This is a genomic window from Clostridium hydrogeniformans DSM 21757 (assembly GCF_000686705.1).
In the GTDB taxonomy this organism is placed as follows: domain Bacteria; phylum Bacillota; class Clostridia; order Clostridiales; family Clostridiaceae; genus Clostridium_Z; species Clostridium_Z hydrogeniformans.
The window spans coordinates 240,190-253,294 of sequence record NZ_JMLJ01000003.1 but is presented as its reverse complement, the minus strand read 5'-3'; the positions used below and the strand labels follow the sequence as shown (position 1 = coordinate 253,294).

The 13,105-nt window shown below is 27.5% G+C and carries 11 protein-coding genes; 7 read left to right on the top strand and 4 right to left on the bottom strand.

Annotation, left to right across the window (positions count from 1 at the left end):
• Positions 1–85: 85 nt before the first annotated feature.
• The 4 genes from BR69_RS0101105 to BR69_RS0101090 all read left to right on the top strand — a co-directional run bounded on the left by BR69_RS0101105 (position 86) and on the right by BR69_RS0101090 (position 3,962).
• Positions 86–841: an ABC transporter ATP-binding protein gene (locus tag BR69_RS0101105; protein ID WP_027631525.1), complete on the top strand. Its 756-nt coding sequence runs from the start codon at positions 86–88 to the stop codon at positions 839–841.
• Positions 841–2,928: an ABC transporter permease gene (locus BR69_RS0101100; RefSeq protein WP_027631524.1), complete on the top strand. Its 2,088-nt coding sequence runs from the start codon at positions 841–843 to the stop codon at positions 2,926–2,928. The genes BR69_RS0101105 and BR69_RS0101100 overlap by 1 nt, the downstream gene beginning before the upstream one ends.
• A gap of 247 nt (positions 2,929–3,175) precedes the next feature.
• Positions 3,176–3,382, top strand: a complete 207-nt coding sequence (locus BR69_RS0101095; protein WP_027631523.1) for a hypothetical protein — start codon at positions 3,176–3,178, stop codon at positions 3,380–3,382.
• A gap of 88 nt (positions 3,383–3,470) precedes the next feature.
• Complete coding sequence (locus tag BR69_RS0101090; protein ID WP_027631522.1) at positions 3,471–3,962, top strand: cysteine hydrolase family protein; 492 nt, start codon at positions 3,471–3,473, stop codon at positions 3,960–3,962.
• Between the two features lie 121 nt (positions 3,963–4,083).
• Here BR69_RS0101090 and BR69_RS0101085 read toward each other — a convergent pair whose 3' ends face one another.
• The 3 genes from BR69_RS0101085 to BR69_RS0101075 form a co-directional block, all read right to left on the bottom strand.
• Positions 4,084–4,950 (bottom strand): PRD domain-containing protein, encoded by an 867-nt coding sequence (locus tag BR69_RS0101085; protein WP_027631521.1) that lies wholly within the window; start codon positions 4,948–4,950, stop codon positions 4,084–4,086.
• A gap of 88 nt (positions 4,951–5,038) precedes the next feature.
• Positions 5,039–6,445: a glycoside hydrolase family 1 protein gene (locus BR69_RS0101080; protein WP_027631520.1), complete on the bottom strand. Its 1,407-nt coding sequence runs from the start codon at positions 6,443–6,445 to the stop codon at positions 5,039–5,041.
• 38 nt (positions 6,446–6,483) lie between these two features.
• Positions 6,484–8,361, bottom strand: a complete 1,878-nt coding sequence (locus BR69_RS0101075; RefSeq protein WP_027631519.1) for a beta-glucoside-specific PTS transporter subunit IIABC — start codon at positions 8,359–8,361, stop codon at positions 6,484–6,486.
• A 279-nt stretch (positions 8,362–8,640) separates the two neighbouring features.
• On the opposite strand from BR69_RS0101075, the gene BR69_RS0101070 reads away from it, so the two are divergent.
• From BR69_RS0101070 to BR69_RS20985, 3 genes are all read left to right on the top strand, one after another.
• Positions 8,641–9,828 carry an MFS transporter gene (locus BR69_RS0101070; protein ID WP_027631518.1) on the top strand — a complete coding sequence of 396 codons (1,188 nt, stop codon included), beginning with the start codon at positions 8,641–8,643 and terminating at the stop codon, positions 9,826–9,828.
• 70 nt (positions 9,829–9,898) lie between these two features.
• On the top strand, positions 9,899–10,603 hold the full coding sequence (locus tag BR69_RS0101065) for a FadR/GntR family transcriptional regulator (RefSeq protein WP_027631517.1): 705 nt from the start codon (positions 9,899–9,901) through the stop codon (positions 10,601–10,603).
• Positions 10,604–10,906: 303 nt separating this feature from the next.
• The gene (locus tag BR69_RS20985) at positions 10,907–11,443 is read left to right on the top strand and encodes a GNAT family N-acetyltransferase (RefSeq protein WP_051623437.1); all 537 of its coding nucleotides are present in this window, start codon (positions 10,907–10,909) and stop codon (positions 11,441–11,443) included.
• Between the two features lie 159 nt (positions 11,444–11,602).
• Here the strand turns inward: BR69_RS20985 and BR69_RS0101055 are convergent, their stop codons facing one another.
• Entirely contained in the window at positions 11,603–12,589 is a 987-nt protein-coding gene (locus BR69_RS0101055; RefSeq protein ID WP_027631516.1) for a GNAT family N-acetyltransferase, read from the bottom strand.
• Positions 12,590–13,105: the final 516 nt, after the last annotated feature.

Below are 13,105 nucleotides of genomic sequence, written 5' to 3'. Positions count from 1 at the left end.
CTTTAAAACCATAAAGAAAACATTACTAGATCTATGGTTTATACATTACTTTCTTTAGGGGTTTAATATAAAGGGGGATAGAAATATGGAGATATTAAATGTAAATAATTTAACTAAGGTTTATAATTCATATAAAGGAGCTAAGGAAGTTAGAGCTTTAGAGGGGATAAGCTTAAAAATTAATAAGGGTGAGTTTGTTGGGATAATGGGTCCTAGTGGAAGCGGGAAAACTACCTTACTAAATATTCTTTCTGGAGTTGATAAGAGTACTTCAGGAGAGATTATTATAAATAATAAAGATATTAGTAAAATGAAAAAAGATGATTTAGCTTTATTTAGAAGAAAAAACATAGGATATATATTTCAAGATTTTAATCTTTTAGATAGCTTAACTCTTGAAGAAAATATATCTTTGCCACTTATTTTAGATAAGAAAAATCCTAAGGAAATAGAAAGCAAAGTTAGTGAGCTTATGAATTTCTTTAATATTGGAGAGTTAAAGAAAAAATATCCATATCATATTTCAGGAGGACAAAAACAAAGAGTAGCAGCTGCAAGGGCATTAATAAATGATCCAGCTATAATATTTGCGGATGAACCAACTGGAAATTTAGATTCTAAATCAGCTAATAATATAATGATAACCATAAGTAAAATGAATAATGAAATAAAAAGCACTGTTTTTATGGTAACCCATGATCCTTTTGCGGCATCTTTTTGTAGAAGAATTATATTTATTAAAGATGGAAAAATCAAAATAGAAATTGTATCGAGTGGGGACAGAAAAAAGTTTTTTGATAAAATACTTGAAGTTCAAGGCGTTATAGGAGGGGAGTTATAATGAAGTTTTCCTCTATAGTGCGAAAGAATTTCACTCATAATTTTAATAAGTATATATCCTTTTATTTTGTTAATTCACTAATTATAGCAATGTTATTTATGTATGGAAGTTTAATATTTAACTCTATAATAATTCAAAGTATAGGGAAAGTATCAAGTTTATATGGATCTGTTAAAACATCATTAATAGGGATAATATTATTTTCAATAGTTTTTATAACTTATACAAATATATCATTTCTTAAAAATAGAGGGAAAGAGTTTGGAATGTACCTAACCTTAGGGATGACAACAAGGGATTTAATTAAACTTATATTTGTAGAAAACCTAGGAATAATGATAGCATCATTGTTAACTGGAATTGTAACTGGAGCTTTATTTGGAAGATTATTTTATATGGGGTTAAACAAAATATTAATAGAAACTAATATTTTATATGAGTTAAACTATAAAAGCTTTTTATTAAGTATAGGAGTTTTTGTATTAATATTTTTAGGTAATTTTATATTTAATATATTTTATATAAGAAAAGTATCTATAATTGATGCTATAAAGGCTAATAAAAAAAAGGAAATAGGAAAAGCAAACCTATTAATAGGAATAATATCATTAATAATATTAATAATATTATTATATTGTTTGCCTAAGGTTTTAAGAGGAGAAATGTTTAGAGGTAAGTCTTATATGATTGGTATTTTTGTAGCATCATTTTTAATATGTCCTTATATGTTAATTGGGTCATTTATTTATCTAATTAAAAGGTTATTAAGTAAATTTCCAAAATTATATAATAGAAATTTATTAGTTTTATCAAATTTATCTCATAGATTTTTAGGTTATAAAAGTCTTATATATATGCTTTCATTATTAGTAACTGGAGCTATGTTTTTTGTTGGATTTAGCTATTCAGATTACTTCTCAATTAGAGAAGACGTAAATTTATATAATCCTTATGATATTATGTTTGTTGAGACTGATGAATATAATAGAGTAGAAAAGGAACATATTCAAAATATTATAAAGAAAAATAATGGGGAAATAGAAAAGTATAGTGTATTAGAGTATATAAAAGTTAATATTTTTACAGTAGAGGGAGAACAATTAGCCTTCTTTGGTGATAAGAATGTTATAAGTGAGACAAATTACAATAAACATATGGAAACAAGTATAGATATAAAATTAGACGAAGCTCTTGATATAAATATAAGTAATAAAGAAATTGAGGGAGAATATTCAGCAGCTACTTTAGTAACTATGGATGAAAAACAGTTAGAGGAAATTAATGAAATTGCATCACAAGAAAATGATTATTTATTGAGCAAAAAAGATTATGAAAAGATTGTTGGAGAAAATGATAAATTATATTTAAGTAAAGATAAGATAAAGAAAGAAAAGGGTGTACCTTTTATAAATACTAAAAATATATCAAATTATAGTTTAGGAACAGCCTTTGTTGTGGATGATAAGAGTTATGAGGTTTTAAAGGCTGGTATAAGGAGTTCTTCAATAAAGAAAGTGCACCTAATGAATATAAAAAATGGGGATAAAGCTTTTGAAAATTTAGTGAATTATTTAAGAGAAGAAAGTGGTTTAGATAATTCTTATTGGAATGAAGCAAATATTCTAGGGGGAATAGCAACTGACAAAAATAAGGATAAAGAATCATATAGGCCTATATATAAAGAAGAGCTTATAAAAGCGCAGTTAGATAAAAAGGGTATAAGATTGTTTACTATGATATTTATGGGATTGCTATTTATTATTGCTAACGGAATATGTTTATATTATAAGGTATTATCGGATATAGATGAAGAAGAAGAAAGAATTATATCATTAAATAGAATTGGAACCTTAGGGAAGGAAGTTAAATCTATAATAAGTAAGGAACTAGCAATAATCTTCTTTTTACCAATATTAATTGGTGGAGGATTAGGAGTATATCTATTGTATGCCGTTGTTTCTTGTTATTCTGAAATAACAGGATTAATTATGAAGAAATCTATAGTAATACTTTTAATTGGAGCTATAATTCAAGGTGTATTTTATTTAATCAGTAGAAAGAAATATACCAAAGAAGTAGTTGGATAGATAATAGAGCTGTATACAATATAGAATAAAAATTTATTTAAAATAATGACCCTATAAGTGTATATTATAATTATAATAAAAGCTCTTAACTATATTTATAAATATAATTAAGAGCTTTTAAAATATGTTTATATAAAAATATATAAGTTTTCAGTAGCAATAGTTCAAAAAATAGGAGGGACTTAATAAGGTAAAATATTTTAGGTTTTCTTGAAGCATACTAAGATTACAAAGGAGAATGATATACATGAGAATAAAGATAGTATGTGAAAGAGATAATGAGACAAAAGAAGTACAACTACCTATGAATGAGGAAACCTTATTAAAGATGCAGGGGAGTGTACTTGATAGGGAGACATTAGGACATATAACAGGAGCAGATGTAAAATATTATGATGAGGAAGGAAATGAAATAGAAAATATATTTCTTCTAAATAAGCAGTTACAAAAGTAAAACCTAATAGTATATACTTTATTTAAATGGTTTTTTATGGTTAAGATGGTATAATTATTATAAAAAGTGGGTTAAGAGGGGGATAATAATGAAAGTAGCTTTTTTGATAATAGATATGCAAAAGGGATGCCGTGAATATTGTAAATGTCAAAGGGAATTTGATGATGCAGTAGAGTATATAAATGAGGTATCAAGTTTTTTTAGAAAAAAGGGTCTACCTGTTGTTAGGGTATTAGATATAGAAGTGGGGGCAGGACCTGGTTCTGAAAAATTTGAGTTTGTTGATTCTATTGTTACTAGTCCAGAGGATATTATTATTCATAAGGAATATAATAATGCATTCTTTAAAACTGATCTTAATGATAAACTTCAAAAACTTGGAGTTGAGTTTGTTATAATAAGTGGATTTGCGGCAGAATATTGTGTATTATTTTCTTATAATGGAGCAAAGGAAATGGGGTATGAGGTATCATTACTCCAAAATGGTATTGCTGGGTTTGAGTATGAGGAAGTTAAAAAAATGCAACTTATAAGACCAGTAATTAGTGTTGAGGCATTGGAGTATTTATTAAATAGTTAAAAAATAAATATCTAGAATTAAATAGGAAAATTATATATAAAAAAGCTTAGTGGAAATAACACTAAGCTTTTCTTAGAGTATTTTAAGTTTTAGGGCTATTTATTGATAAAGAAATTAACAACTAATCTTCACTAGACTCTGTGCTACTTTCTTTTAAGTCACTTAATATTTTACGAATATGTATCATTAAGTATAACTCTTCTTGAACAGGTAACTCTCTACCATATTCATTACTTATATAAGTTCTAATTTTTTTCACACATTGGTATTCTTCTTCACAGTTAATGCGAACTTGTTCATAAATAAAGTCAACTTGCTCTTTATTAGATTGATTAGAAAGAAATCTTTGAGCAAAGGCCTTTAAATGTATTACAAAACGTGTATAATAGAAAGATTCTTTATTATAAATAATTGCAAAGTGATAGTGGACAATCTGTAGTATGTCATTTACTATTTTAGAAACCTTTTTATTTTTATCACTATATGGGTTATCCTGTTGTGCATTAATAAAGTGACCTGCAATATTTCCTATCTCCTCTTCAGGGAGCCTCAAGTTTAAATTTTCTTCAATTACTTTAAGAGCATATACACCTATATCATATTCATTTGGGTTAAAGTCTTTAATCTCAGATAAATAATGATTTTCTATTATAATATCAGATCTAAAACGCTTCACAGCAAATGCAATATGATCAGTTAGTGCTAAGTATATATGATTCATAAGTTTTAGATTATATTTTGTTATAGCATAATCAATAATTTTTTGTGCAATACTAAAATATACCTCATCTATTTCGGAGGCAAGCTGTAGGATATTTTTCTTAATTACTTCATCATGAAGAACAAACATTTTTTCTATTTCTTCTTTTTTTAATTTATAACCTGCATGATGATTATGGCCTAATCCTTTACCCATTAAAATTATTTCATTGCCCATATTATCTTTTGCAAGTACTAAAGAATTATTTAATACTTTTGTAATATACATACTTAATACTCCATTATACTTATTTTATTTATAGTAATTAAGGTTCAGTAGGAGAGTTAACTCCTTCTGAGCCTTAATTTAATGTGATTTATTTAAGGTCACCATTAGTTTCTATGACTTTTTGATACCAATGAAAGCTATCTTTCTTTATTCTTTTCATATCTAAGGTATCATCATCAGTCCTATTTACATATACAAAACCATAACGTTTCTTAAAGCCTTGTGCAGAACTTAAAAGGTCCATAAATGACCATGGACAGTAACCTAACATTTCAACACCATCTTCTATTGCTAAGGAACAAGCTTCTATATGATCTCTTAAATAATCAATACGATATTGGTCATGAATTTTTCCATCTTCTACTACATCAGCAGTTCCTAGTCCATTCTCTGTAATTATAATAGGAAGATGATATCTTTGCCAATATTCATTTAATGCAACACGTAAACCAGAGGCATCAATTGCTGCACCATATTCTGTAGCTTTTAACTTAGGATTCATAGACATCTTAAATAGTCCATACATACTAAAATCTACAGCACCTTCTCTAGTACCAAAAGGATGATTATCATCTATAGGTAAAGCTTCAGCACAATTTGTTCTATAATAGTTTATTGCTATAAAGTCCATTTTTGCCTTCTTTAATATTTCCTTATCACTTTCTTCCATTCTAGGCATTATGTCTCTCTCTTTAAGATATTTTATATAATATCCTGGATATTCTCCATAAAAATGCATATCTAACATATAATAAACTTTAAAATTATCATTCATACGGGCAGCATAAACATCTTCTGGACTACAGGTAAGAGGATATGTAACAGAGGATGATACTGCAGCACCAATTTTACTTCCCTCTATGATTTCATGACATGCATTAACTGCTAAGGCATGTGCAAGACACATATTATAATCCATTTGAGCACGCATTCTATCAATTTCTAGTGGATCTTTCTCATCATAAATATTAATTCTTTCTTCAACCCTAACAATTAGATTCTGCTCATTATGAGGTTGCCAATACTTAACTCTATCTCCAAATTCATTGAAACATATTTTAGAAAAACGTTCATATGCAAATACAGTTTCTCTGCCTTCCCATCCATTATATTTTTCTACTAAAGCAAAGGGTAAATCAAAGTGGTATAAAGTTATAAAAGGTTCAATATTATTTTCTACTAATTTATTAATTACTTTATTATAAAAATCTATTCCTTTTTGATTAATTTCACCTTCTCCATCTGGGATTATTCTTGCCCAAGATATAGAAAAACGATAAGTTTTCATACCTAATTCTTTCATTAAATCAATGTCTTTTTCGAAGTTATGATAAAAGTCAGAAGCTACTTTTGTGTCAGCCTGAAAATGAGATTTTTTAAATGAGTTAAAATCAGCAACAGTCATCTTTTTACCATCTTTATCCCAAGCTCCTTCAATTTGAAAGGCTGAAGAGGATGCACCCCATAAGAAATTTTGTGGAAATTTTGTATTCATATATATTCCTCCTTGGTATAAGAAAATAGTTATTTAAATTATTTAGTTAAAGAAATAATTATATCTTCAGTTGATACTTGTTGATTTTCATAAGGTTTTATTTCAGAAAACTCCCCAGTATTACTAACTACTATAGGAGTAGTAATATCATAGCCTGCTGCCTTAATTTTATCCATATCAAAAGATATTAATGAACTTCCTTTCTTAACTGTATCTCCTTGGTTTACAAATTTTTCGAAATATTTTCCCTCTAGTTCTACTGTATTAAGTCCAATATGAACTAATAATTCAGCACCGTTATTTAACCTTAAACCAATAGCATGTAATGTTGGAAATAGTGAAACTACTGTACAATCAGCTGGTGCTTTAATAATTCCCTTTGATGGAATTACAGCAACTCCATCCCCTATAACCTTTGATGAAAATACATCATCCTTTACTTTAGTTAATGGGATGACATTTCCTTCAATAGGTGATGTTATATCTAAATCATCTGATACAGGTAAACTTTCAAGGGAAGTATTAGATGAAACCTCATCATTATCATCATTTTTTATATCATCAAAACCTACAATATAAGTCAATATAGCAGAGCCGAAAAAGGCAATTGAACATCCAGCAAGGTAGCTTAAAAAGGCTACAGTTCCAGCTTCAGCATATACAGGTATTGTTAATATTCCTTGGTTTGCAAAGGCATTACCATAAGCTCCTCCAAGTCCCATAATTCCACCACCAATAGCACCACATATAACAGCACATATCATTGGCTTCTTAAGTCTAAGGTTTACACCATAAATTGCAGGTTCTGTAATACCAAATAAAGCAGTAACAGAAGAAGACATAGATATTGTTTTTAATTGCTTATTCTTTGTTTTAAAGAAAACTCCTAAGGCAGATCCAGCTTGAGAGAAGTTAGCTGCTCCTGCAAAGGCTAAAAGATTTTGTCTTCCAGTTGTTGCAACGTCATTAATACCTATAGGGAGTAAGGCTCTATGCGCACCAAATATAACTAATACACACCATAAACCTCCAATAAAGGCACCACATAATATTGGGCTTAATCCATAAATGTATTTATAAGAAAAGTTAATACCATTTCCTAAGTATATTCCTATAGGACCAAATAATAATATTGTAGCTGGTAACATTATAAGTAAAGCAAGGGTTGGAACCATAATAATTTTTAATACTTCTGGTATATATTTTTGAAGGAATTTTTCAACATATGAAAGTACCCATACAGCAATAATAATTGGAATAACTGAAGAAGTATAGGTTGCTTTTGTTACAGGAAGTCCAAGAAAACTAACTGCAGCCTCACCAGTCATTAAGGCTGTAAAAGCAGGGTAGCATAGTGTTCCACCAATAATCATTGATATTATTTCGCTAGTTTTAAATACCTTAGCAGCTGTATAACCTAAGATTATAGGCATAAAGAAGAATACGGCATCAGCTAGGGCATTTAGAATTATATAACTTTGAGATTCCTTTATGTTTATTCCATATTTATTCATATAGAACATTGCTAGAACTGATAAAATACCTTTGATCATACCAGAACCTGCAATAGCAGGGATAGTAGGAGTAAATATTCCAGATACTGCAGCTAAAATTGTATTACCAATGCTTTGCTTTTCTGTAGTTTCTGTATTAGAAGATGAAACTCCTGATTCTGGTACAAGTTTAATGATTTCATCATAAACCTTCGTAACCTTATTTCCGATTACTACTTGAAATTGTCCCATGCTTTGAACAACCGTTATAACTCCTTCGATTGAAGAGATTTTATCTTTATTTGCTTTAGATGAATCATTTAACTTAAACCTAAGTCTAGTCATGCAGTGAGATAATTCTTTTACATTATCTTTTCCACCTAAATTAGTTAAGATGTCTTGTGATATTTTTTTATAATCCATAATAAATCCTCCTATGTTTATGGAATTTTAAGCTTTTGTTTAAATGGCCATTTAACAAAAAAGATCAAACCAAGGACATAGATTATTTTATAAATAACCTACGAGATTGATTCGATCTTGCCTGCATTACCAGTAACACGTCTACTGTTTATATTCAATTTACACTTTTAAAGTATCATAAAAGTTTTTAAAAGTCAAATACAAAATAAAAAGATTGCTATAAAATTATAAATGGTATATTATTTGGATTATAAACATACCATTTGGAGGGGATCAATTATGAAAAAAACAGATAGTCAAAAAAAACTCTTACTTATAATCGTTATTTTATTTTGGTTTGCACAATATGTTTATATACCTTTTCAAAATCCATATTTAGTTATGTGCAACGTTTCATCAAATATGATAGGGATGATTATAGGATCTTATGGAATTTCACAATGCTTATTAAGGTTGCCAGTAGGGATTTTTGCAGATTCTATAGGAAAACATAAAGACTTTATATTATTAGGAGCTATTTTTGCAGGGGTTGCTTCTTTTATACGTGTAATTATGACACCAGAGAAAGGATTCTTTATTGCAAATATTTTATCTGGAATTTCATCATCTATGTGGATTTCTTATATGGTTCATTATACAGAATATTTTTCAAAGGATCAGCAGCAAAAAGCTACAAGTAGCATTATATTAGTTAATAATTTAGGAATGCTATTTGGATTTATAATGAGTACATTATTCTATGATAGATTAGGCATGAAATTCTTATGCTATATGAGTATAATAGCAGGTTTTATAGGGGCAATCTTAGCATTAAAAATTAAAAATCATAAAAGAGAAAAGTCTGCTGAAAAAATTTCCTTTAGGAAATACATATCTATTTGTAAAAATAAAAGACTTATATTTTTTTCTGTGTTAGCATTGATTCAACAAGGGATTCAAATGTCTACAACCATGTCATTTACAACTCAAATATTACAAACCTTAGGGGCAACTTCTCTAGTTGTTGGCTTATCATCTATACTTTATATGGTATCAGCAGTATTATCAGCAGGTTTTGCTTCTTCAAGATTTTGCATTAAAAAAGGCCCAAGATTCTGGGTTCCATTAGTTTTTTCATTAATTTTTATATATTGTGCACTAGTTCCAACAGTAGAAAATATTTATATGATTTTCTTATTACAGCTTCTTCCAGGAATGTCTACAGGAATTCTTCTTTCATACTTAACTAGTGAAGCAATGCTTGAAGTACCACAATATCAAAAATCAACTGCAATGGGATTTTTTCAAGGAGTTTATGCTATAGGAATGTCAATTTTTCCTATAATAGTGGGTAAGATAGGGGAGTTTATCTCTATTAGAAGTGGCTATTTTCTATTAGCTATTGTTGCTGTAATTGGAGCAATAGTATCTAAAATCTATTATAAAACCAGTTTTAAAAGAACAATAAAAAAACATTATTATATATAGGAGTTGAATTAATATTATGTTGTAGGCTAATATAGTATTGAGAAATACAAAAATAGGAGCTTTATATAACATGTGTAATTCAAATGCAACTGAACAAGTTATTAAATATATTAAAGAAAATATTTTAAGCGGTGAATTTAAAATTAATAGTAAGTTACCAAGCGAAAGAAACATTGCAGAGAAATTTAACATAAGCCGTATACCTGTACGAAAGGCTATAGATAAGCTTTGCGAAGAGGGAGTTCTTAAAAAAGTACCTTATTCAAGCACAATTATTCAGGGGTTTCAAAAGCTGAGTTTATTTGAAGAAAATGAGATTTTTGGAAGTAGAGATATACAAGACTTTTATGTAGAGGCTTTAAGAACTAGGCAAATGATTGAAAGTGAGGCTACAAAATTAGCTGCTATTAATGCTACAGAAGATGAGAGAAGATCTATAAAGAAAGCTTATTTAAACTCTATAGAGGAATTGGATAAGGTATCTAGGGGTTTATTAAAAGAATGTAATGATGCAGATTTACATTTTCACCAAGAAATTATTAAGGCGTCCCACTGTGAATTATTTATTAAGTATTATAAATTAATTCCTAAAACAATATTTTCAAATCAATATTTTGGGTTTAAGTATAGAACGTCACTTAAAGATATGATAGGTCAACATGATAAAATAATGGAGTCAATAGAGAAAAAAGATGAGAAGTTAGCTTATTATGCTATGTATGATCATTTAGAAGAGGTTATCCAATTATTTCAAAGATATAAATTCCATGAATAAAATACTTAATCTTTAATTAGATTTATTGAGTTTATTAAAAAATATAGTTCTAAAAAATAAAATTTAAATAGAGAGCTTATTTAAATCCCCGATATTTTATCGTGGATTTTTTCTTTATAATTTTAAGAAATAGATAAAATATAAATGGAAATAGTTATATAACATATAAGTTATGCTCTTTTATAATAATTCTTTTAGAAAAAGTATACTCTAATAAATGTATATTAAAGCTATATATGGTATAATAAGTTAAAATAATGATTGTGTTTTATGAAAATACTTAAGTTGGCTAGGAGGGGGAATATGGAAATAATTACTGAAAGGTTGCTTTTAAGAGAATTTACAAATAGTGATTATGCCTTCTTTGAAGAAATGGGGACAAATAAACATTGCCTTAAATATGAATCAGATACAGTACCTACAAAGGATTGGATTGATAAAAAGTTTAGTGAAACTCTTCAAGATATGGCTACAAATCCAAGGATTAAATATAGAATGATGATATCAAATTTACTTACAAATGAATCTATAGGAAGAATTGCATTATGGAAAATAAATGATTCAATCAATGAATGGGAGATTGGATGGGATGTGCATCCTAAATATTGGGGGAGTGGATATGCTCCTGAAGCAGCAGAAGCAATGATTGGATTTGCATTTAATAATTTAAAAGTACATAGAATCCAAGCTATTTGTAATGACCAAAACAATAGTTCTGAAAAGGTTATGATAAAAATAGGAATGAAAAAAGAAGGAACTTTAAGAGGAGTTAGGTTATTAAATAATTTTTGGTATGGAAGTCATATTTATTCTTTACTGGACAATGAATTCAATAAATAGTTATAAACTTTATTCTTAATAAACCTATATAATGTACTAAAAATTATAAACAAATTAGTTACAAGAATAAAATTAACCTATATCTTAAAGTACTATGTATAATAAGATATAGGTTTTATTTTATTAAAGACAATAGTAACTATATATTTAAAAAAATTATTATTTGTATAAAATGTGTATAGTTTCTAAGTAACCAAATTTATAGCCAACCCATTCACTAACATTAATAGCATGTTTATTCTCAGTATGGTGGCATACGAAAACCTTTTCGAAATCAACATTTTCAAATAATCTTTTATACATAGATGCATACATCCATTTTCCAAAGTTTCTTCCTCTATATTCTCTCTTAACACCAATCATAAATTGATATGGAAAGCGATGGTCTTTATTACTTACACGTACATTTGATTTAGCAACCATTTCATTTTGGGAGTTAAAAATCATGTAGCAATTATGGGTAATATCTTTTTCTTTATTAGACATATTAATTTGTCGCTGTTTTTCAGGGGTTATAGTATAAGATACATAGCCATCTTCCTTTTCATCTGTCATATCCTTCATAGTTTCCATAAATAAATTGCAGTATTCATCAATAAGTTCATCTGAAATAAAATCAGTATATTTAATAGAAAAATCCTTATTGTTTCTTTCATATTCTTCTATAGATTTATTAAGTAAATCTATATCTATGTCATCTTTCTTTAAAGTATAGTAGTTGGCTCTTGAGTTTACTTTACTAGTATACTTTTTTATTAGTTCTTCTAATTCATTATTAAGTGTAATTACTGCAAGTTCGCCATATTCGTATAGTTTTTCCTGGATAAGTTGATTTATAGTATCAAGAATAGATTCATTAAGTATTAAATCACATAAATGTATACTTAATTTGTATTGCTCCCTTCCACTCCAATCAGCAGATTTAATGATATTTAAGATTCCAAATATTAAAGAATCTTTTTTTAGTACAAACAATTCATTATAAGGTTCATTAAAGGTTGATAAAAATAAATCTTTGTATTCAGATGGATTTCTAAATTGATCTAAAAGGCTGTATTTTTCTACTATATTTTTATTGGTTAAATATAGATTTTCAATTTCACCATTTGTTAAAGTGTTAGGAATAAGCTTATGAATTTTGTACATTGGCATAATCCTCCTTCTTTTATTAAGGTTTTAATCAATATATATTATACCTTTTTTTATGATATTAATATATATATTGGAAATGAAATTTATTTAATTTATAGAAATCTTAAATTTAAATTATGCTTAAGAAGAATAATTTAACCTACTTCATTAGTTAAATTTTAAGGCATTCAAAATTTGTGTTTTTAAATTATAAAGTCATAAAATCAATAAGCTAAAAGTTAGTGACTTAAAGGCCTTAATTTAACTAGTAAAAGAAGGGAAAATAAATTTTAGAAACTGTAATTAAGTATATAAGAAAGTATGAGAAATAAAGGTAGGTATATAGATTAAATATAGATTAAAAAAGCTACATGAAAAATTTCAAGCTAATATAAGATTTTAGTATAAGATTGATTATAAGATTATAGACACAGAGGGTTATAGATTATAAAATATTATTAAGAAGAGAATGGATCTTAAATTATTATTTATGAAAAGCTTAAGAAAAATTCTTTCTTTTAAGGAGATATT